This window comes from Buttiauxella sp. A111 (assembly GCF_014189855.1).
GTDB classification, from domain to species: domain Bacteria; phylum Pseudomonadota; class Gammaproteobacteria; order Enterobacterales; family Enterobacteriaceae; genus Buttiauxella; species Buttiauxella selenatireducens.
On record NZ_BJFN01000003.1, the window covers coordinates 53064 to 75020 of the forward strand.

A 21957-nucleotide genomic window follows, 5' to 3' on the forward strand; every position below is an offset into this window, starting at 1 on the left:
TATCTAAGTCGCGCCATAGCTTACGCAAAAATAGCGCTTCATACTATTATTATGCGTCCAATGGTGCCGATGCTCGAATTTAGCCGCCCGTTTTCAGGCAATAACCAGGATGGGCCTGTTGCTCAATCCACTTGATCATTAAGGTCGCAATATCGACACCGCTCGTCTTTTCAATGCCTTCCAGACCCGGTGACGCATTAACCTCCATTACCAGCGGGCCACGCTTAGCGCGTAAAATATCGACACCTGCGACATCCAGCCCCAACGTTTCGGCAGCATGAAGGGCAATTTTGCGCTCACGCTCAGTAATTTCGACCTGATTCGCCACGCCTCCGCGATGTAAGTTGGAACGGAAGTCCCCTGGTTTTGCCTGGCGTTCGATAGCCGCCACCACTTTATCCCCTACCACCAAACAACGAATATCTCTGCCCTGCGCTTCTTTTATATATTCTTGTACCAGTATGTGAGCATTCAGACCGCGGAATGCGTCAATCACGCTTTCTGCAGCCTGGCGCGTTTCCGCTAACACCACGCCGATCCCTTGTGTCCCTTCGACCAATTTCACCACCAGCGGCGCACCACCGACCATGTCAATTAAATCACTGGTGTCATCAGGCGAGTGAGCAAAACCGGTCACAGGTAAATCAATGCCCTGGCGCGCCATTAGCTGCAATGACCGCAGTTTGTCGCGAGCACGGGTGATGGCTACGGATTCGTTAAGCGGATAGCTCCCTAACATTTCGAACTGGCGTAGAACGGCGGTGCCGTAGAAAGTAATCGCGGATCCGATACGCGGAATCACCGCGTCATAATGAGGAAGCTGGCGGCCTTTATAGTGCACTGACGGGGCCGCCGGATTGATATTCATATAGCAAGATAGGGGATCGATGATTTCGACTACGTGGCCACGGCGAGATGCCGCTTCACGAAGCCGTTTACAAGAATAAAGCGTTCCATCCCGGGATAAAATGGCGATTTTCACCCTGCACCTCAGCGTTTCCAGTCCGATAATAACAGCGCGGTTATCATAGCACCGCCATTGTGTTTCAACGAACGGGCAATGTGTCTGGCGACTGTTTTAACACGTCAATTAAATGACGCGTGGTAGAAGACAAATGATGCGGGTCGTACACGACATAAAGATCGGCTGGGATCGCTTTAGTCAGCGGGCGGAAAGTCACCCCTGGCCAGTTCATTTGCGCATAGCTGTCTGCCATGATCGTCAACCCCATTCCAATACTGACCAGCGCCAGTACAGTCTGCGGCTCAACCGCCTCTCTTACCACTCGCGGCGAAAACCCAGCTTCCCGGCAAACACCTTGCAAAAAAGTCCAGTCAGAATGCACGGCGGTCATCGTGACAAAGGCTTCATGACGTAACTGTTCAATATTGATGGCGGTTTGTTTTGTTAGCGGGTGCTTTTCCGGCAACGCGACTAAAAATGTAGCATCATGAAGTTTTTCACTACGCAAGCCCGGCGGTGGATTGGTTTCCATGCGCCAGATTCCGGCATCAATGTCGTGACGATCAAGTAAAGCAAGCTGATCACCCGGAGATTTCTCACGGAACAAGATATCAATGGCAGGGTTATCCGCGATAAACCGCTGCAACCCCAGACGCAACCCACCCCAAATTGCCGTACCGACAATTCCCAGATGAATTCGCCCACCTTCCCCGCGCCCTATTTGCTCAACGCGCGCCAATGCCTGGTTCGCGCTATCCAGCAGCAGGCGGGTTTCTTCCAGTAAGACTTCACCCGCATAAGTCAGGGCGACGCTACGGGAATGACGAATAAACAGCACCGTGCCGAGCTGGGATTCTAACTCTTTGATGTGGAAGCTCAGCGGCGGTTGCGACATGTTGAGCCGCGCTGCGGCTTTACCAAAATGCAGCTCTTCCGCTACGGCTTGAAAATAGCGCAGTAGTTTTAAATCGGTACGGTAAGTTCGCTGTGAATGACTCATGAGGCTCCCTATGCTCTGGCAGCCCCATAAGTTATCACTCCTGTCGCTCGCTGTAATCCAGGCGACGATTAATGTGCGACCGGTGCCGAAGCTTTAAGTGATGGCGTGTGACGATACTGGAAACTGAAGTGGAAAATAATCGCCAACACCAACGCATATCCAGCGAAGACTAACCAAATGGTCGTCCAGTCTTTTACGCCGTCAACACTGAAGTAATCCACAACATAGCCGCTAAGGATTGCACCAACATACGCACCAATCCCATTAACCATGGTCATGAATAGCCCTTGAGCACTGGCCCGAATACGCGAGTCGACTTCTTGTTCTACAAAGACTGAACCGGAAATATTAAAGAAATCAAAGGCACAGCCGTAGACCACCATAGAAAGCAGCAGTAACACAAAGCCAAATGCTGATGGGTCACCCCAGGCAAACAAAGCAAAGCGCAACACCCACGCCACCATACTCATCAACATCACTTGTTTGATGCCAAAGCGGCGCAAAAAGAATGGGATGGTGAGGATAAACGCCACTTCGGACATTTGAGAAACCGACAGCAAAATTGAGGGATATTGCACCACGAAGCTGTCTGCAAACTCAGGATTACGTGCAAAATCATGCAGGAACGGGTTACCGAACGTATTGGTTATCTGCAAGACCGCACCCAGCAACATGGCGAATAAGAAGAAAATTGCCATGCGAGGATTTTTGAACAATACAAATGCATCCAATCCCAGGCGACTCACCCAGCTACGGGACACACCACCTTTAATCACCGCAATAGTCGGCAAGGTGAGTGAATAGAGCGCCAATCCCAGAGAAGCCCCCGCCGCAATGTACAATTGAAGATTACTGAGTTCGAAACGCATCAGGCTGACAGTCCACATCGCGGCAATAAAACCGATGGTGCCAAACACGCGGATCGGAGGAAAATGGCTGACGGTATCCAGACCCGCTTTTTCGAGACTGGCATAAGAGATGGTATTCGACAGCGCAATCGTTGGCATAAACGCCATCGCATTACCCAGCATGACCCAAAACATCAACCCCGGCTGGTTGATGCTCGCAGCCCAGGTAAGCATTGCCGCACACACCAGGTGACACAGCGCATAAACACGATTCGCAGGCAGCCATTTGTCGGCAATAATACCGACGATCCCCGGCATTAATAACGCAGCAATGCCTTTGGTGCTATAGACCATGCCCACGTCAGCCCCTCGGAACCCGAGGGTATTAATCATGTATGAGCCCAGCGTGACCAGCCAGGCCCCCCAAATGAAATACTGCAAAAACAACATGATTTTCAAGCGTGATTTAATCGCTATGGAGTTAATCGCCATGTGTTTTACCCGGTGTGTTGGTAGTGTCTCAGGCGAGCTTGCCCAGGAAACCGCAGATCAGATTGATAAAGTTCTGACGCGAAAGTGCCGCAGCCGCCAGGGTTTGTGCGTGGGAAAGCTGCACGCTGCCCAGGCCTTCGGCCAGGTTTGTAATCGCAGAAACAGCAACCACTTTAAGACCGCAATGGCGAGCGCTGATCACTTCAGGCACCACAGACATACCCACAACATCGCCACCAATGATTTGCATCATGCGAATTTCTGCTGCGGTTTCAAAGTTTGGCCCTGGATAGGAGACAAACACACCTTCCGTGAGCGGGAAGCCTTGCTCTTTCGCTACATTCTGCAAAATGCCACGGTAGTCGGCATCATAAGCATTCGCCAGAGAGAAGAAACGCTCACCGAAACGCTCATCGTTAGGGCCAACGGTCGGCGTACCCGGCATCGTATTAATGTGATCGTTAAGCGCAACGAGGCTCCCAGGGCCAACTTCAGGACGCAGTGAACCCGCCGCGTTAGTCGAGAACAGGATTTCGCATCCCAGTAATTTGAAGGTGCGAATGGCATTAGTCATAACAGACATGCCGCGTCCTTCATAAAAATGGCCTCGCCCTTTCATACACGCGACGGGAACACCGGCGAGAGTCCCAACCACCAGCTCGCCTGCATGACCATGAACCGTGCTAACCGGGAATCCAGGCAACTCATCATAGGGGAAAACGACGGGCTGCTCGATTTTCTCAGCCAGTTCGCCAAGCCCTGAACCCAGAATGAAAGCCACGCGCGGAACCAGGCCATTAATGCGTGAACGGATAATATCTGCGGCGTAAAACGGGGAGTTATCAAGTGTAGTCATCGGCATCGGGTGCTCCTTGTCTTGGTGTCGAAATAATCAGAAGAAGTGTTGCTCACTCTGTTATACCGACTTGCGACTGTGCACCACCAATACCGTTTGGGCGGGTGATTGATAGTAAAAATGTATTGATTGGCGATGACAGCAGCCACCGCCACACCAGGCTAGCGGGTTGCCCAGCCTTGCTTATGCAAATAATCGAGAATGAAAGGACGGTTTTCTTTAATGATGGTGCGACGAATATGGTCACTCCATGTGTCACGACGAGCATTGCTGCGGCGAGAGAGATAATACTGCGCCATCTCTTCGTCATACTGTGCCAATACATCTGCATCAACGGGCTTATAGCTATTCTCATGCATCACCATCGCCGCTGGCATGCGTGGTTTGATGTCATGGTCTTCATCTGGCCAACCCAGGCACAAACCAAATAATGGCAGAACGTGTTTTGGCAAGGCCAATAATTCAGTCACTTCCTCGATACTATTGCGAATGCCCCCGATGTACACACCGCCTAATCCTAACGATTCCGCAGCCGTAAAAGCATTTTGCGCAAGCAGCGCGGTATCAACAACGCCCAGCAATAATTGCTCCGCCAGCCCAAGCTGTGCCTCCGGGCAGATTTGTAGATGCCTATTAAAGTCGGCACAAAACACCCAAAACTCTGCCGCTTGCGCAACATGTCGCTGACCACCTGTCAGCGGAACAAGCTGCTCACGCAATGATTTATCGGTGATGCGAATAATCGAGCTGCACTGCAAAAAACTGGAGCTGGAGGCCGCCTGGGCACTGGCAACAATCGCTGCACGCTGTTCATCTGTAATAGGCGCGTCGGTAAATCGACGAATGGAACGGTGTGAACGCAGCAGATCAATGGTCGGCGTCATCGCGTTTATCCTTTGGCTTGTTTGTAAGAGATTTATCAACGGGTGGCTGGCCTTTGGTCAGCAGTGGCGCAACATTTTGCGCCATCGCCCATACCATGAAGGCTGCCGCGGGAAGCATCAGGGCAATACCCAAAAATACCATGATAATAGCCGCGGTGGCACTTCCAACGGGCGCTGGCAATGTCACGTAACCGTTCAGGGAAAGATATGAAAGAAGCAAAAAAGCAATACCGATAACTTCGAGGACTAACACAGGTTTCGGCAAGGCACCGAGTGAACGCATCCGCTTGTCTCCAGAGGCAATTATGGGTTGAGTATACGACCGCATATTACTTCCCCAAAATAATTCGAGTTGCATCGCGGCGGCAAGAGAAGGAGTCCAATGAGCTTACTAAAGTAATTCGGGTGAGTTCTCGCAGCCAACAATGAGGCAACTTGAAGTATGAAGGGGATAGGTGGGGAGTATCAGACTAACAGGTAATACCTTCTTCCCATTCGTAACCGTTAGCGGCATTATAGTTGCCATTCGCCGGTTCGTTCGGCCATAAAAAATGAAGGAGATACCATGTTTGCAGTGATTTTTGGCCGCCCAGGCTGCCCATATTGCGTTCGTGCTAAAGAGTTGGCTGAGAAACTGACCGCTGAGCGTGACGACTTCAACTTCCGTTATGTTGATATCCATGCAGAAGGCATCAGCAAAGCCGATCTGGAAAAAACTGTCGGTAAGCCTGTTGAAACTGTTCCACAGATCTTCCTCGACCAGAAACACATCGGTGGTTGCACAGATTTCGAAGCTTACGCGAAAGAACACCTGAGTTTGTTCCAGAACGCGGAATAAGCAACAGACAAAAAAACCGGCTCAATGAGCCGGTTTTTTTTACCGCTGACGGCGGAGCACGCTACGTAAAAACAGATAGCACAATGCCCCAAGCGCACACCAAAACACAGCACTAAACATCCAGGCCATTTCTTGCCAGAACGTTCGCGTTGGCGACATCCAAAACTGAATGATGAGCAGACAAAGCGGTGAAGCCAGTACTGCGCCTATCAACGGTTTGATCACTCGGCCATTGCGGGAAAACACGCTAGCGATAATACCCGGCAGGATAAAAAACAGCATCCCCCACTCAGAATGATTATCACCCGGGTAGCTATTGGCGCCCATTAATTTCTGCGAAAGAAACACGCCAACAAACAACACGAAGCAGCAAATGACTCCAAACCAACGTTGTCCACGCATGAACACACATCCTCCTGACAATCGCCTATATCGAACTTAAAATTACAGTTCTGCATGAGAACCGGCCCGATTGAGATAAGTTTCAGCAATCCTTGCTAAAAAATAGATAGCGCAATTAGCACAATATTCTTACTAGCCGTTAATCTTTATAAAGATTAAACTAAAGGCCATTATCAGGTCTGCGCACTGGATATTTTAATGCAAAGAAAATACATCAAATTGCGTCGTTAATAGTAGAAACCTTAAACCAAAAAACCATCCCTTTCAACAAGTTACTAGTAAACAAGAAGTTAGCCTTCGTGAATATAAACGTCGCAGATTTGTTAAGCGGGAATTACATCCTGTTATTATTTGTTGTTCTGACCTTGGGCTTATGCCTGGGGAAATTACGCCTTGGGCCCGTCCAACTGGGTAATTCCATTGGTGTTTTGGTGGTCTCTTTAATACTCGGCCAACAACATTTTTCGATTAACACTGACGCCCTAAATTTGGGTTTCATGCTGTTCATTTTTTGTGTCGGCGTGGAAGCTGGGCCAAACTTTTTTTCAATTTTCTTCCGCGATGGCAAAAATTATCTGATGTTGGCCCTGGTCATGGTCGGCACCGCCATGTTGCTGGCATTAGGCTTGGGGAAACTCTTTGGCTGGGATATCGGCCTTACCGCCGGGATGCTCGCGGGTTCAATGACCTCCACCCCGGTACTGGTGGGTGCGGGTGATACGTTGCGCCATTCGGGGGTCGCAGGAACCCAACTTGCCGCGTCCCTGGATAACCTTAGCCTCGGTTACGCGCTGACTTATCTTATAGGCCTGGTTAGCCTGATTGTTGGCGCACGCTACTTACCTAAACTTCAGCATCAAGATTTACAAACCAGCGCGCAACAAATCGCTCGGGAACGCGGGCTGGATACTGACGCCGCTCGCAAAGTTTATCTGCCGGTTATTCGTGCTTACCGCGTAGGTTCTGAGCTGGTCGCCTGGGCTGACGGTAAAAATCTGCGTGAGCTCGGTATTTATCGCCAGACCGGTTGCTACATCGAACGTATTCGCCGCAATGGCATTCTGGCAAACCCAGATGGCGACGCAGTGCTGCAAAAAGGTGACGAAATCGCGCTTGTGGGTTATCCGGATGCCCATTCCCGTCTCGACCCAAGTTTCCGTAACGGTAAAGAAGTTTTCGACCGCGACCTGCTGGACATGCGCATTGTCACCGAAGAAATTGTGGTGAAAAATCACAATGCCGTGGGCCGTCGCCTCGGGCAATTAAAGCTGACCGATCATGGCTGCTTCCTCAACCGTGTTATCCGTAGCCAGATTGAAATGCCTATCGACGATAATATCGTGCTCAACAAAGGGGACGTTTTACAAGTCAGCGGTGATGCTCGTCGCGTGAAAACCGTTGCAGAGCGCATCGGTTTTATCTCCATTCACAGCCAAATTACCGACTTACTCGCCTTCTGCGCCTTCTTCATTATTGGCTTGATGATCGGCATGATCACCTTCCAGTTCAGCTCATTTAGTTTTGGTGTGGGCAATGCGGCAGGCTTACTGTTCGCCGGGATTATGTTGGGCTTCCTGCGAGCCAACCACCCTACCTTTGGCTATATCCCGCAAGGGGCGCTGAATATGGTGAAAGAGTTCGGTTTGATGGTGTTTATGGCCGGCGTTGGTTTAAGCGCAGGCAGCGGCATTGGTAACGGCTTAGGTGCAGTTGGCGGGCAAATGTTGATCGCCGGGCTCATCGTCAGCCTGGTTCCGGTCGTGATCTGCTTCTTGTTTGGTGCATACGTTTTACGCATGAACCGCGCATTACTGTTTGGCGCAATGATGGGCGCACGAACCTGCGCACCGGCAATGGAAATCATCAGCGACACCGCACGTAGCAACATTCCGGCACTGGGCTACGCCGGGACTTACGCTATCGCCAACGTGTTGCTAACCCTCGCGGGGACGCTAATCGTAATCATATGGCCGGGTTTGTGACCCCTGTTGCAAACAAAGAAAAAAGATTTTTTATGACAGAGCGAACTTTTTGATTGGGACAAAGTCTTAATTAGTGCCACTGCTTTTCTTTGATGTCCCCAATTTGTGGAGCCCATCAACCCCGCCTCTTTGGTTCAAGGTTGATGGGTTTTTTATTGCCTGAATTTTGTGTTTTCTTTTAAATCAGAAAGTTAGTTCCCCTCCCCTGACTCAAATGCGTGATGGTCTGAGCCGAATCTCAATACTTCATCCATAATTTTTACTGATGCATTCTGGTGAGGGGAAAAGCGCTATGTTGGTTAAAGGCAAAGTAGCCGTGATCTTCGGTGGTAGTGGTGCTATCGGCAGCGCCGTTGCACATACTCTGGCGCGCGAGGGGGCGCATGTGGTTCTTGGGGCTCGCAACCAGGAAAAGTTGGAGCGAGTTGCCAGCGAAATCCGCACGGCGGGTGGTAAGGCCGAGACATTTACTATCGACGTACTCGATGAGGAGTCAACCCTCGAGAAGACGGATCATCTGGCCCGGCAGGTCGGCGGCTTTGACGTGGTAATAAACACAATCGGTTTTATGCATGTTCAGGGCAAAGGCATTGCGGAGTTGTCACTCACCGAGTTCAGGCAAGGAATTGACCCGTTTCTGACAGCACAATTCAACATAGCAAAAGCAGTCTCCCCACACATGGGCGGTGAACGCGCAGGCGCAATCATCACGGTCGTCGCCCCCGCAAGCACAATGGCGATTCCGGGCCACCTTGGTCACGTCGTCGGTTGCGCGGGTACGGAAGCCTTCGTCAAGGCCCTTGCCAGCGAACTTGCACCGAGGAATATTCGAGTTATCTGCGTGCGTTCGCATGCGATAGACGGCGCTGTGCAGGCAGGTTCCTATACCGGTGAGGTGTTCGCACCCAAGGCTCAAGCAATGGGATTGACGGTTGAACAATGGGTCGGTGGCGCTGCACAAAGTACCATGCTCAAACGCTTGCCCACACTTTCTCAAGTGGCCGAGCTAATGACATTTTTGGCATCAGATCATGCCGGCGCAATGACGGCAACAGTGGTCAACATGACTGCAGGTACGACGACCCACTGACAGGTAGAACAGTTTGATGACGGCAGAGGTGGGTAATTTCCTTCTGCCGCCATCCCACAAGTCGAATGAATTTAGATATGAGTATCCTATTAATTTATTGCCCAGGATTACCCACTCTTTTTAAAATTCAAAGCATTACCTCCATTTCGCCCCACTCTCTGGTTTGCGACCAGCATACAAATCATTACTGCAAACCCACCGCCGGAACTGAGATATAGCACCCATGCCGGGTCGTACGTGTCAGCGGCAAAGCCTGCTATTACGGGTAAAATCAAGGTGATAACCAGTTGGAAGCGCCAGGCCTTTGCCATCGCTCTGCCGGTTATTGAAGCAGGAAAAATCTGCATGATGTTTAGCGTTGCCAACACGTAGACGATGTTAGTAAAGATATGCGCCATGACTATCAATAACATCGCCACCCATTGCTTATCAGTGATTGAGACCAGCGCGTAGCAGCAAATAAACAGAGCAAGCGAAATGATAAGCACATTGAGTTTCCCTGTATGGCGCTGCAACTGTGCCTCAGACAACAGCAACGGGCCGATGAGCTGTCCCACACTGCGAGCCAGTAACAACATCAATCCAGAGTCAGAAGATGTGCCGCCAAAGTTTGGTGCCAATGCAGGTAACAGGGCCATTGCGGGTGCACCAACGAATGCGATTGCCGGTAGAAATAGTAAGCTGCGACGCTGTATTTGCGTGAGTTCCCGCCAGTTGAGGTTGGGTAAAACCTCAACATGTCCCGGAGTACAAACTGGGCGATACGCCCTGTGTGCCGCGAACAGCAGAACTATCCCGAGAATAAAACTCATCGCATCCAGTGCGAGAATTGCCGATGTTGCCATACGTCCATAAAGCAATGTGCCGATGCCGATACCAAGAATAACGTTTGCCGCGAAGATAAACGTCTCCAGGCCAGACGCAGCGGGTAATTCTGCGGATTTAAGGCCACTCTTTAACGTCTGGCTGAGCACCGGAACCATCATACCGCCCGCAAAAGCCGCCACTGCCTGACTTGAAAGTAGCAAGATCTGGTTATCGCTAAATAACGACCATACAGGCAATCCCAGCCCCATCAACCCAATGATTTCACACAAAATCATAACTGGAATAGACGACATTTTGGTGAGCAACTTTTCTGCCAGATAACTTCCCGGAAAGCCGGGAGCTAGCGCGAGAATATAGGCAAGAGTGAGTACCGAAGGTTTCGCCTCAAGAGCGAGGAGTTTTCCAAAAACGATGACGTAAGTCAGCCCGTTTCCGACTGAAGAGAGGAGTAATGCCGCCCCAAGCAGGGCAAACCAGCGGTGCTGGCGAAGCGTACGCAGAATGAGAAAAAACATGGGTTATCCCTTATCAACAAGCACAAAGTAGTCGCCGACGATTCGTCGGTTTTAAAACTGTGTTTATCGCGAAGGGAAAAACTACATTGGTAACAGACCCACATTAAGAAACTGCTTCAAACTCTAGCTAACAATACGCAGAAAATCACCTGCCAAATTTATCCCACAATTTTTGCCAGCATTCTGCTGAGATCTTCGCGGCTCAGCGGATGCCTGTCAGTCACATAATGCAGTGTCATGCCTTCGATAAAAGCATCCAGCGTTCGGGCGGTTATCGGGTCAAAGAAGGCTTCCAGCACTTGCTGGCTACGGCACATCCAGTCTTGCATGATGATTTTCAAGGCGGGGTTACGGTTGGCGTAGGCATAAAGTTGATACATCACTTGCAGGTTGTAGGACGTCGCCATTTTCTCACCGCAAATCATATCGACGATAGCTTCGCAAGCCTCGGCGCGATTGCTGGCTTGCTCCATGCGACTGCGGTACTCATCTGACATCTGATGGGCAAATTGCGTGAATGCTTCGCTCAGCAATGATTCTATGCCGTTGAAATAATAGGTCATTGATCCTAACGAAACGTCTGCTGCCTCAGCAATTTTGCGGTGCGTAATATGGCTAATTCCATGCTCTACCAGCATATCCAGTGTCGCTTGCAGAATGCGTTCACGTCGTGAAGGATCGTTACGGCGCGGGGCTTTGCTCATTATTTTCGCTCGTTTAAACCGGACTCAAAAGAGTTTACCAGGCAATGTGTACATATGTACACAATCTTGCTAGTGTAATTCGCATTCATCGCCAACCGGTATATCCATGTCTGCCGCTATTAGCCAACGTAAAGCGACACAACGTCGCACCTGGGCATTATTCGCCTTCTTCTTTCTGCCGGGTCTTGTTATGGCCTCCTGGGCTACACGTACTCCTGCTATTCGGGACACGCTCAGCGTGTCGACCGCGGGTATGGGCATCGTGCTGTTTGGCCTGTCGATTGGATCGATGAGCGGTATTCTCTGTTCCGGTTGGTTGGTTAAGCGTTTTGGTACGCGCAATATTATCCGTAGCGGCATGACGCTAATGGTGACCGGCATGTTGGTGATGGGGGTTGCGCTGTTCCTTTCGTCACCTTGGTTGTTTGCTCTGGGGCTTGCGATTTTAGGCGCAGGGCTTGGCTCGTCTGAAGTGGCGATGAACGTAGAAGGCGCCATTGTGGAAGGCCTGCTGAAAAAAACGGTGCTACCGATGATGCACGGTTTTTACAGTCTGGGAACACTTGCTGGCGCGGGCATTGGCATGAGTCTGACGGCCTTTAACGTCACTGCTTATGGGCATCTGTTGGTGATTGGCCTAATCGTGATTGCGCCGATTATTATCGCGATTACCGCAATCCCCCATGGCGTAGGAAAGGACAATACCGATGCGAACTCTGTTGATGCGCACGAACCGCACCCGCCGTTTTATAAAGATCTTCAGCTGATACTGATTGGCACTATTGTGCTGGCGATGGCGTTTGCAGAAGGCTCCGCCAATGACTGGTTACCCCTGCTGATGGTCGACGGTCATGGTTTTAGCCCCACATCCGGCTCAATGATTTATGTCGGCTTTACGCTTGGAATGACCGTTGGGCGCTTTACCGGCGGTTGGTTTATCGACCGCTACAGCCGCGTGACGGTGGTTCGTGCCTGTGCAGTGATGGGGATTTTAGGTATAGGTCTCATCATCTTTGTTGATAATGCCTTTGTGGCTGGCATTTCCGTGATTCTATGGGGATTGGGAACTTCACTTGGCTTCCCGCTCACCATCTCTGCCGCAGGTGATACCGGGCCAGACCCGGCAACTCGCGTCAGTGTCGTCGCCGCGTCAGGTTATATTGCGTTCCTTGTAGGCCCGCCTTTGCTGGGCTTCCTCGGTGAGCATTACGGCCTGCGTCTGGCCATGCTGGTAGTACTGAGTTTGATGGTAGTTGCAGCCCTGGTTGCGAAAGCCGTCGCTAAACCTACAGACCTTGTACCCGAGTTAATTCAACGGAGAAATCGATGAGTGTGAAACTAATTGCCGTCGACATGGATGGAACGTTCCTGGACGATAATAAAGAGTACAACCGCGCACGTTTTGCTGAACTCTATGCGCAGATGAAAGAGCAAGGTATTCGGTTTGTGGTCGCCAGTGGCAACCAGTATTACCAGTTAATTTCGTTTTTCCCGGAGATTGCCCACGAGATTTCATTCGTTGCCGACAACGGGGGATGGGTCGTTAACGAGGGCAAAGATACGTTCAACGGTGAGTTGACACAACAGCAGTTCAATACCGTTATCGACCATCTGCTGACACTGCCACATGTGGAGATTATCGCCTGTGGCAAGCGCAACGGTTATACCCTGAAAAGTTATGACGACGCGTTCAAAAAATTGGCACGCATGTATTATCACCGCCTGGAATTAGTCGACAATTTCTCAAGACTCGACGATATCTTCTTTAAATTTGCTCTGAATTTGCCCGACAGTTTGTTGGAAGACACCATGAGTTCGCTGGCAGAACAATTCGAAGGCATTATGGTGCCGGTTTCCAGCGGCCATGGCTCGATTGACCTTATCATTCCAGGCATTCACAAAGCTAACGGCTTGCGGATACTGCAAGAAAAATGGGGTATTGATGACAGCGAAGTCGTCACGTTTGGCGATGGCGGTAACGATATTGAGATGCTGCGTCAGGCCAGGTTCGGCTTTGCTATGGCCAATGCTCCTGAAAAAATTAAACACGTTGCATCTTATCAGGCTGGACATTGCAATCAGCAAGGTGTGTTGGATGTGATTGAAAAAGTTCTGAAGAAAGAGTCGCCGTTTGACGAGTGATTCGAAAAGAGGGGCAAATATGCCCCTCTTTTTTACTTTACAACGCTTTAAGCAACAACAATAAACCGTATCCCACCACAGCCGCCCACAATAACATCGGCAATGAATAGTAGTGGAAACGTACCCAAATACGGCGATCGTTGGCCATACGTAAGGCAATCAGATTCGCCAGCGAACCGGGCAGCAGACCAAAACCGCCAATATTTACCGCGAAAGCGAGCAACATTGACGCGGGCACATAATTCAGCAGCAAAATCGTCGAGGGAACATTACTAATCACCTGCGACAAACCGATTCCCAGCGCGAATAGCCCCCCTGTAGAAAGCTGATTAATGCCTGCTAATGCGTGCTGTAACACCGGGAGCTGCGTTATCAGATACACATCGATAAACATCACCATAAATACCAACAGCAAACTCCAGTCGATATTCAGCAATACTCTGCGGGCCAGCACAAGAAACCCCGCGGTCACGACGAGCAGTCCCCAGATCTCTTGTTTTAGCTCCAGCGCGACAATAAATACCCCATACAGCGCAATACAACTCAGTACCAGTTTTGGCTGCCAGTCATGTTTTTTATCATGACTCTGGTAAATGAGTTTTTTATTGGGAAAACAGAACCAACTAAGCGCCAATAGGCTGAGCATGATAGCCAGCGCCAGCGGCGCCATTTGCCAGCTAAATTCCCCGAACGATAAACCCGAACGCCCCCACAGCAAAATATTCTGCGGATTACCAATTGGCGTAAGCATTGAGCCTGCATTTACCGCCAACGCTTCAAAAATAATGAGCCGGTTAATGGGGATCGCGCACATTTTTTTCAGCGTGATGGTTAACGGCACGATGATAAACAGTGCAACGTCGTTGGTCAGAAACGTTGAGAGCAATGCCGCCGCGCTGATTAAAAACAGGGCAAGCGTTCGCTCATTATCAAAACGTTTCACCATCCGACGGCCCAGCACATCGAAATAGCCACTCAGTTCCACGCCTTTGGTCAACATCATTAAGCCCGCAAGCGTAATAATGGTGTGCCAATCAATGGCATTAGCCCAAAGGGTTGGATGAAAAGGCGCGATAAAACTCAGAACCACACCAATAAGTAGCAATAGATGAAGGAATCGATCGCGAGCAAAAGGGCGAACCAGGGTTAACAACATTCCTACTTGAACCCTCGCTGCTCACTAAACAAGCGAAATGCTGCCAGGGTCTCTTCACTGACGTGATGCTCTACCCCTTCAGCGTCAATCCTTGCGGTTTCCGGGCTAATACCCAATGCGAGGAAAAAGTTCTCGACGACCTGATGACGTTCACGACTGATTTGCGCCAGCTTTTCACCTTCGGCAGTCAGAAACACACCACGCCACGGTATTTGCTCTATAAGCCCAACCGAAGCAAGTCTTTTTAACATTTTTGCAACGGTCGGCTGAGAAACACCGAGTCGCGCCGCCATGTCTACCTGGCGCACTTCCCCAACTTCGCGAATCAAATCTGAAATCAACTCTACGTAGTCATCAATTAATTCACGACGGTGCGCTTCCCGCACCTGCCGAAAGCCTTCGACATGCTCTTCAACATTTACCAACTGCGTCACTTTCTGTTTATTTTTTTGGCCAGGCGTACGGCTCATGATGCTTCCTCATGCAGTGGCGCGGCATCGTCCAATGACGACGTTTGGCCCCATTGTAAACCAGCATCACGTAAGCACAAAAATTTAACGAATTAGCAATAGCTATACAATATAGCCTGTTCATAAAATTGACCATAAAATTAATGTCATTAATTACAAACAGTTGAAAATTAAACTCAGTCAAATAATTGTTTGATATGTACTATGTGTCGCATAAATGTCTCAATAATTCAAGATTGCCTGATTTTTTGTACTACAAGATCACACATCTGCTTAAATCATGTAAACATTGATTGTAAGGTCTATGAAACATGATCTAAATTAGTTCGCATAAAATTAATGACACTAATACGGAGGTTACTCTTGAAATCAGCTTTTTCGGGCTTCTACAGCACACCAAATGAATCACTCAGAGATATTTGGTTGTCTGATTCAACATTATTTGTATTTGATACTAATTGCTTACTTAATCTTTATAGATGCGAAGATCATACTAGAGAAGATATTCTAAAAGTAATGAAAGAAATTTCATCAAGAACTTGGATACCTTTTCAAGTAGGACTTGAATATCAAAGAAAAAGACGAGTTGTAATTGAAGACAGTATAGCCAGTTTAAAAAAAATAAAAAATGAGCTGCAACAAATTCACTCCCAAAACATTTTATCTTCCGGTGGGGTAAAAAAACATCTTTACAACTCTTTAAATGATGAAATATCAGAATTACAAAACCAAATTAAGACTCCAATAGAAGACTATATAAACACTAAAATTACGCCACGTATCGAAAGCAAACAACAAATTTCACAACATGATTTCATTCGAGATGAAATTGACTCTATAATATTAGATAATGTTGGGTCCAGACCAACACAAGAGAAAATAAATTCTATAAACACTGAAGGTGATCAACGTTATAAAAATAAAATCCCACCTGGTTTTATGGATATAAAAAAAAGTGACTCATATTTCTTTTCTGGAGTGGAAATTCAAGCCAAATATGGAGATTTATACTTATGGAAAGAGATAATAGAAAAATCAAAATCAGATAATATTCATAATGTCATATTCATTTGTGATGACCTAAAAGAAGACTGGTGGTTTATTCATGATGGAAAAACACATGGAGCTTTAGCTGCTCTTAAAACTGAGATATGCCAAAAAGCAAACGTTAAAAACTTCAAACTTATTAGTCAACTTACCTTCCTTCATGAATCAAAAGAAAATCTTGCAAATATAGAAATACGTGAATCATCTTTAAAAGAAGTAGAAGAATTATCTCATATTTCAGTGGAGAATGATGAAGAACGCTATACATGGTCTAATTTGATTCACGATAATTATAATAAGAACTTTAACGATCAATTAAGCTTCTTCAAAAAACTCACATCACATCGTAATAATAAAACGCACCAGAACCCATCAGCTTTAGTATTAATCCAACTTGCGGATGAGGCATTACATGAATCCGAGAATAAAAAACATCAGGGTTCATCAATGCTGTCTGATTTCTACGTTTTTGAAAATGAGTTATTGAGTTATATTGATCTTGATGTATTCTCAGAATTTACTAAAGTATTAAAATTAAAAATATCTCAAATGGAAGCATGTAGTGAAAAACTAACATCTCTTATTAAACAAATACAACATACAGGTTTTAACGATGTGCCAGAGATCCAAGATACTATTAGAGAATTGCGTGTTTTTAATTTCCTGATGGATTCGCTGATTGAAAAAGGAAATGAGTATTTAAAATATATTCTTTAAAAATCTAGTTATAGAGGGTAGACCGAAATTGGTCTACCTCAGTGGTTCCACCTATGTAACTCAAGTAAGTCATGCAATCTTTTCTTTAAATTTCAATTGGTTAACCTGATTGTACGAAATGAATTTCGTATTCCCAAATGCGCCTTGCCACGAATGAGTTATATAGGCTTCCACAAATACGTTATCCATGACACAATTGAGGAATGTTTTCTCATTATTATTGGATGCAAAATGAGCAAGGAAGTAATTTTAATTTATACAAACGAAACTACTGAAAAAGTATTTGCTGCAAATAACCTGACAGAATGGAAATTTACTTTAAAGGATGTGTTCCCAAAAGAAGATGTGCAAAGGCCGATTGAAATGTATCAGTCAAAAGACACTGTTCGATTCTTTGCCCGTGAAAGTGAAGTCATATCCAATACCTGGGTAGAGCGCGTAATGTCTAGTTTGTAAATTTCAGAATCTACGATTATATCGCACCATTTCGACCCGCGTCACTCTTGATGTCGCGGGTTTTACTCCAAATTTCATACAACAATCGATAACCGCTCGCCATAACCAATATAAATTTTTCCCTTATATATCTGATAGTTAACAATAATTTAAAATCCTATACGATGCATTGAAACTGAAAAACACTGAAATTCTTTTCAATCTTTTCAGTTTCTTATATGCACAGGATGCCCAGTTACAGCGCGGTCAGGCATATACTTTTGTAGAAAAATAAAACTGAAAAATTTTTATGATCAAAAACCCGCAGGCGGGTGCGGTGTAGTGCCGATTTTGTCGCGAAAGGTTTTATTTTGTCAGCCTGTCGAGCTACCAGCGAGACGGCATAATACAGATCTATTTCATGGTTGGTGATTCGTTAGATTGCCGCATGGAATGCACCACGGGCTTCCTGTGCTGTGTGGTTAAGACGTAAAAAAACCCGCACAGTGGCGGGTCTAATATGTATCTAAACGTTAGATTAACTACCGATGCAAGCGCCAGCAACAGCAGAAAGGATGCCAGCTACAGTTTGATTGTTTAACAACCTATCGAGAAGTCCTTTAGCCTCGGCATCTCCACTTTTTCGGATCTCATCGGCTAGTTGCTGAATGGTTATCTCTTGTTTGATCGAATTGTTATTCCCTGCTTGCAAATTGCTGGCAGTCACAGAAGCATTAAAATTAAATGTCTGACTTATGGGGTTATTTTTTGGAAGCGCATCCAAAGATCGTACATTTAGAACCGCCAGATATGGTTTCCCACCCATACCCTCACTGCTTTGAACACTCCAGTCTGCAACCTCAAAGAACCGTTCCTTACTTCCAATTTTCTGCGTAACAACTTCGCTAATATCAAAAGGACAGTCGTTTGTATCAATCAAAATTAGTAGCTCGTTGTTACTACGCTGTCCTTTATAGCTAATCCCTTTAAATTCAAATGAATCCGGGTAAAAAAAATCATCATCGTCCATATATTGTCCTCTCACAGTCAGGAAAATCCCCTCCCATAGTGGATTATTGGCGATAAAAGAAAAGTGACTTCCGCAGAAGTAAGCAGATTTTTTATCCTATGCATCAGTTAACTAGCCTATTACAGGATCATATTTATTCTTCAGCACATCAGCTGCTGTACCCGTTCCCGAAATAGCGCTGGCATTGGTTGGGGTGCCAACGCTCGGATGCGTATGCGCGGCGGTTAGTTCGGCCAGTTGCTTCACCACATCCAGTGTATCCAGCATCAGCTGTGCCACGTTGATACTTTCGCTGCCCAGCCAGATAACCGGCGCAATCAGCTCCTGACGCTGTGCGGCCACGCTACGGCGTATTGTCCCGATTTGCTCTATCAGGTCTTTGCCGGTTGTCGTCGTTTTACTGCCGGTAATATCTGTTTCAGCATTACCGCCCACGCTGGCCAGCATGTTGCCCTGCACTGCCTGGCTGTAATCTCCAGTGGCCATATGCTGGATGGTTCCGGCCAATAACTGCGCCGCCCCCAGTACCGTGGTTTTATCGTTCGCCTTCACCGTGGTTTCACGGCTGACCAACTGGCGGCGCTCTGTATCGGCAACCACTTCCCGCACCATGGATGTTTCACTGATTGTCTGGTCTGTCTTACGCACCCAGTCACCTGCCTGGGTGACACGCTGTGAGACTTCTTCTCGTTGCTGTTGCAGCTGCTCACCGGGTTTCACATCCGGCAGACTGGTACCATCCGCCACCATCTGACGTACAAAGGGCTTATCGGGTCGCCCACCCGTAAATCCGACTTCAACCAGCGTCCCTTCAGGCGGGAACTGAAACATGCCCGAATCATTCCCCGCCATCGGTACCGGCAGCGGAACAGCAGAGTAAACCGGAGTTTCTTTGTCCGGCTGGCCATCCGCATCAAGCAGTTGTACATCCACCGCATAGCGCGGGCGGAATGGGTCGGAAAAATTGCCACTGGTGACATGCTCAGTGGGTGCCATTACCCTGGCAAACTTAGGTAAATGCAGTCCGGAAGCCAGTTCAGGAAAATGGCTTTCCATCTGGCGTTGCAACGGCGTTTTTTGCAGTGCTGCACCGGTTGCTTTGTTGCGCGGCGTCCAGGTAATATTCATGTTGTCATTATGCAGATTAACTTTTGTCAGCCGCTGGCCGTTAACTTCCACGCCGGGGCGGAGACTCTGCACCATGGGAATGGCCATCGTATTTCCCCCTGCCGCGTTCTGGCCAAATTCATGGGGGATCTCAACCGGGCGACCTGCAAACAGGGCTTTTTCCGCCCCACCCACGTACACATCACCATCCGGCAGCGGGTACCAGACATAATCAGGAATACTGAATGCCCGTCCCAGATTGTCTAACAACTGGTAGCCAGTGCCGCTATGGGTGAAATGGGGGATAGGTTTATCGCTGTAGGCGACATCGGGAACGGTGATGGCCAACCCGCTGTGTTCTGTCAACCAGGTGGCCACATCCCGTAAAGTGGGATGCTGAAATGAGCATGGCCAGTTCCGTTCAAATACCCCCGCCAGCTCCCGCACAAACAGACGCTGATAGCCGTTTTCTGCCGGTTGCGAGCGTTCCACATATCCGGTGAACCAGCGTAAAAGCAAATCGGTATAACCCACATCCACGCGCACCACTTTCCCGGTGTAATCCGTATCGGTTTTGGCCGTGATAAAACCACGGCCACAGCTGTTCAACTCCAGCACCAGATTCACATCAGCCAGATGAACTTCATCTGTTGAAAGGTAAAGACGTTTAATCGGTTTCATCAATTACCCCAGCGCATCATTGACGGGTTTAAGCACCTTGCTTTCAAACCACGTCAGTTTTTCGGCATCTTCACCCGCTGGCTGACCTGCGGGATTACCGCTATTCGCTGCACCCTGCTTTCTGGCTGTTGTTTTAGCACTGGCGCGGGCTTCACGTTTTTCCTGGACGCTGACATGTTCACTCAGGGTAAACGTCACCAGCCACGACATTTTCCCATCATTTTGGGGCGCATCCAGCGTGCCGGTAAATGTGGCTTCCCGTAAATTCACGGCGCGGGCAACATCATGCGCCACACGATACGTTTGCAGTTTTCCGGCACCATCACGGGCGCTGGCCAGCTCAAATATGCGCTTGAGAATTTCCGGCTTTTTAAACGGTACTTCTCCCACCACGCGCAGTTCTTTACCCTTGATACCCTGCTCTGATTTGGTCGTGGCACTCGTCTGGCCGGACTGGTCTTTATCCTGAAACTGCATGCTGATCGTCACACGCATATTTTGCAGTGGGATGGCTTCGCCATTAAGTGCCAGTGTCGGGGTCGAATTCATGGATCATTCCTTTTACACCATCGAGATTATCGCCAACCAGCATCATGCCGACGCTGAACACGGCTGATTGCTGAGGGATGCCGTTAAGCAGCTGCTTGACGGTGGTCGCTACATCACCGCTGGCCGTAAATACCCACGCTCTGGCACTTTTTGTCTGAAGATCAGCCAGCCCGCTGGCCGCATCACTAACCAGTGCCGCATGCTGGCTGATAAATTCCGTTAGCTGGCCTTTCATACTGGCCAGACTGGAGCCAGTACTGACTGCCTTTTGTGCATCAGCCATAGCCATGGCATTCAACGCTGCGCGGGATGTTGGCACTGATAGCGGTATGGCCGCAGGTAATCCCCCCGTGCTTTTAGCCGGTAACTGCATTCTGATTGTGGCCAGTTCAGCGGCAGACTTCACCAGACGGCTAACTTGTGTAAATACGGGCGCGGGAAAAACTGCCGTCAACGCATTCAGGCTGGCCATGAAACTGTTATGGGTTAAACCGGTCACAAGGAAAACCACCACGTCAGCATTTCCCCCCACACTGGCCAGCTTGCCCGAAAGATAAGAGACAGCATTAACCGGGCTTAAATAGGCACCGTTATCCGTTTGCTGCCCCAGCCCATAAATCCACGGATGAGCCGGTACAATTGAACAATTGAGCGCGGCCAGTGAATCAGAAAAGGCCACCTTTGCTTCACGCCACATGACCCGGTACCTCCGGCCACTTAACATCAGGTGCCGTTGAAATATCTACGACTTCAAGCAGATCAATGTAATCAAGCCAGGTATTCAGCTCGTTAAACTGTTTATCGGTTAAAGTCCTGCCCAGGGCTAACTTTGTCTGCCCGACAACAATGTTTTCTTTCGCATTACTGATTAAACGGGCGCGTTTATCTTCAGCCTGTTGCTGCAATTCTTCTGGCGAATAGCTGAATGCGCGGATTTTTTTACCATCAAAAACCCAGCGTGTACCCTCGTCAAAAAACGTTACGGGAACACTGGATTTTTTAATTTCTGAAACCGATAAATTATCGGGTGCCAGCATGGAAACATCCCATGATGCGGCAACAATATTGCCCCTGTCGTCAAACATAAATTTCAGGCTGGTTTTCGAAAATTCCTTTTGCGCTTCATACCAGTCGTTCCCGTCTTCATCGGTAAAAACCAGTACCGCGATATCATCCAGTTGTTTAACCGATGAGGTGAAATTCTTCATTGTTTTCATTGT

23 protein-coding genes are annotated in these 21957 nt (G+C 48.3%); 7 read left to right on the top strand and 16 right to left on the bottom strand.

Features of this window, described 5'->3' with window-relative positions; translation table 11 throughout:
• Nucleotides 1-79: 79 nt before the first annotated feature.
• The 6 genes from rimK to BSPA111_RS09540 form a co-directional block, all read right to left on the bottom strand.
• Nucleotides 80-982, bottom strand: a complete 903-nt coding sequence (gene rimK / locus BSPA111_RS09515; protein WP_183270922.1) for a 30S ribosomal protein S6--L-glutamate ligase — start codon at nt 980-982, stop codon at nt 80-82.
• 64 nt (nt 983-1046) lie between these two features.
• Nucleotides 1047-1964 carry a LysR family transcriptional regulator gene (locus BSPA111_RS09520; RefSeq protein ID WP_183270923.1) on the bottom strand — a complete coding sequence of 306 codons (918 nt, stop codon included), beginning with the start codon at nt 1962-1964 and terminating at the stop codon, nt 1047-1049.
• A 68-nt stretch (nt 1965-2032) separates the two neighbouring features.
• The gene (locus BSPA111_RS09525; protein ID WP_183271427.1) at nt 2033-3289 is read right to left on the bottom strand and encodes a nucleoside permease; all 1257 of its coding nucleotides are present in this window, start codon (nt 3287-3289) and stop codon (nt 2033-2035) included.
• Between the two features lie 43 nt (nt 3290-3332).
• Complete coding sequence (gene xapA / locus BSPA111_RS09530; RefSeq protein ID WP_183270924.1) at nt 3333-4166, bottom strand: xanthosine phosphorylase; 834 nt, start codon at nt 4164-4166, stop codon at nt 3333-3335.
• Between the two features lie 155 nt (nt 4167-4321).
• Nucleotides 4322-5044, bottom strand: a complete 723-nt coding sequence (nfsA, locus tag BSPA111_RS09535; protein ID WP_183270925.1) for an oxygen-insensitive NADPH nitroreductase — start codon at nt 5042-5044, stop codon at nt 4322-4324.
• The gene (locus BSPA111_RS09540) at nt 5028-5327 is read right to left on the bottom strand and encodes a YbjC family protein (RefSeq protein ID WP_183270926.1); all 300 of its coding nucleotides are present in this window, start codon (nt 5325-5327) and stop codon (nt 5028-5030) included. Before BSPA111_RS09540 ends, nfsA begins: the two co-directional genes overlap by 17 nt.
• Before the next feature lie 282 nt (nt 5328-5609).
• On the opposite strand from BSPA111_RS09540, the gene BSPA111_RS09545 reads away from it, so the two are divergent.
• Nucleotides 5610-5882, top strand: coding sequence for a GrxA family glutaredoxin (locus BSPA111_RS09545; RefSeq protein WP_034456459.1), 273 nt, complete (start codon nt 5610-5612; stop codon nt 5880-5882).
• A gap of 39 nt (nt 5883-5921) precedes the next feature.
• On the opposite strand, the gene BSPA111_RS09550 is transcribed toward BSPA111_RS09545, so the two are convergent.
• Nucleotides 5922-6284 carry an inner membrane protein YbjM gene (locus BSPA111_RS09550; RefSeq protein ID WP_183270928.1) on the bottom strand — a complete coding sequence of 121 codons (363 nt, stop codon included), beginning with the start codon at nt 6282-6284 and terminating at the stop codon, nt 5922-5924.
• A 299-nt stretch (nt 6285-6583) separates the two neighbouring features.
• Between BSPA111_RS09550 and BSPA111_RS09555 the strand changes: the two genes are divergently transcribed.
• Both BSPA111_RS09555 and BSPA111_RS09560 read left to right on the top strand, forming a co-directional pair.
• Complete coding sequence (locus BSPA111_RS09555) at nt 6584-8266, top strand: aspartate:alanine antiporter (RefSeq protein ID WP_183270929.1); 1683 nt, start codon at nt 6584-6586, stop codon at nt 8264-8266.
• Nucleotides 8267-8558: 292 nt separating this feature from the next.
• Nucleotides 8559-9356 (top strand): SDR family NAD(P)-dependent oxidoreductase, encoded by a 798-nt coding sequence (locus BSPA111_RS09560; protein ID WP_183270930.1) that lies wholly within the window; start codon nt 8559-8561, stop codon nt 9354-9356.
• A gap of 107 nt (nt 9357-9463) precedes the next feature.
• Here the strand turns inward: BSPA111_RS09560 and BSPA111_RS09565 are convergent, their stop codons facing one another.
• Complete coding sequence (locus BSPA111_RS09565; RefSeq protein WP_183270931.1) at nt 9464-10699, bottom strand: hypothetical protein; 1236 nt, start codon at nt 10697-10699, stop codon at nt 9464-9466.
• A 158-nt stretch (nt 10700-10857) separates the two neighbouring features.
• Entirely contained in the window at nt 10858-11403 is a 546-nt protein-coding gene (locus BSPA111_RS09570; protein ID WP_183270932.1) for a TetR/AcrR family transcriptional regulator, read from the bottom strand.
• 106 nt (nt 11404-11509) lie between these two features.
• Here BSPA111_RS09570 and BSPA111_RS09575 point away from each other — a divergent pair, with 106 nt between their 5' ends.
• Nucleotides 11510-12733 carry an MFS transporter gene (locus BSPA111_RS09575; RefSeq protein WP_183270933.1) on the top strand — a complete coding sequence of 408 codons (1224 nt, stop codon included), beginning with the start codon at nt 11510-11512 and terminating at the stop codon, nt 12731-12733.
• A complete protein-coding gene (locus BSPA111_RS09580) occupies nt 12730-13545 on the top strand; it encodes a Cof-type HAD-IIB family hydrolase (RefSeq protein WP_183270934.1) in 816 nt (271 codons plus the stop codon). The genes BSPA111_RS09575 and BSPA111_RS09580 overlap by 4 nt, the downstream gene beginning before the upstream one ends.
• A 37-nt stretch (nt 13546-13582) precedes the next feature.
• Here the strand turns inward: BSPA111_RS09580 and BSPA111_RS09585 are convergent, their stop codons facing one another.
• Nucleotides 13583-14701: an SLC13 family permease gene (locus BSPA111_RS09585; RefSeq protein ID WP_183270936.1), complete on the bottom strand. Its 1119-nt coding sequence runs from the start codon at nt 14699-14701 to the stop codon at nt 13583-13585.
• Nucleotides 14702-14703: 2 nt separating this feature from the next.
• Entirely contained in the window at nt 14704-15171 is a 468-nt protein-coding gene (mntR, locus tag BSPA111_RS09590; protein WP_183270937.1) for a manganese-binding transcriptional regulator MntR, read from the bottom strand.
• A gap of 363 nt (nt 15172-15534) precedes the next feature.
• Here mntR and BSPA111_RS09595 point away from each other — a divergent pair, with 363 nt between their 5' ends.
• Nucleotides 15535-16935: a PIN domain-containing protein gene (locus BSPA111_RS09595; RefSeq protein WP_183270939.1), complete on the top strand. Its 1401-nt coding sequence runs from the start codon at nt 15535-15537 to the stop codon at nt 16933-16935.
• A gap of 231 nt (nt 16936-17166) precedes the next feature.
• Nucleotides 17167-17391 carry a hypothetical protein gene (locus BSPA111_RS09600; protein ID WP_183270940.1) on the top strand — a complete coding sequence of 75 codons (225 nt, stop codon included), beginning with the start codon at nt 17167-17169 and terminating at the stop codon, nt 17389-17391.
• A 517-nt stretch (nt 17392-17908) separates the two neighbouring features.
• Here the strand turns inward: BSPA111_RS09600 and BSPA111_RS09605 are convergent.
• The 5 genes from BSPA111_RS09605 to BSPA111_RS09625 form a co-directional block, all read right to left on the bottom strand.
• Entirely contained in the window at nt 17909-18400 is a 492-nt protein-coding gene (locus tag BSPA111_RS09605; protein ID WP_183270941.1) for a hypothetical protein, read from the bottom strand.
• A 111-nt stretch (nt 18401-18511) separates the two neighbouring features.
• Complete coding sequence (locus tag BSPA111_RS09610) at nt 18512-20188, bottom strand: hypothetical protein (RefSeq protein ID WP_183270942.1); 1677 nt, start codon at nt 20186-20188, stop codon at nt 18512-18514.
• Nucleotides 20189-20191: 3 nt separating this feature from the next.
• Nucleotides 20192-20737 (bottom strand): hypothetical protein, encoded by a 546-nt coding sequence (locus tag BSPA111_RS09615; RefSeq protein ID WP_183270943.1) that lies wholly within the window; start codon nt 20735-20737, stop codon nt 20192-20194.
• The gene (locus BSPA111_RS09620) at nt 20709-21434 is read right to left on the bottom strand and encodes a hypothetical protein (RefSeq protein ID WP_183270944.1); all 726 of its coding nucleotides are present in this window, start codon (nt 21432-21434) and stop codon (nt 20709-20711) included. Before BSPA111_RS09620 ends, BSPA111_RS09615 begins: the two co-directional genes overlap by 29 nt.
• The gene (locus tag BSPA111_RS09625) at nt 21424-21954 is read right to left on the bottom strand and encodes a tail fiber assembly protein (RefSeq protein WP_183270945.1); all 531 of its coding nucleotides are present in this window, start codon (nt 21952-21954) and stop codon (nt 21424-21426) included. The genes BSPA111_RS09620 and BSPA111_RS09625 overlap by 11 nt, the downstream gene beginning before the upstream one ends.
• Nucleotides 21955-21957: the final 3 nt, after the last annotated feature.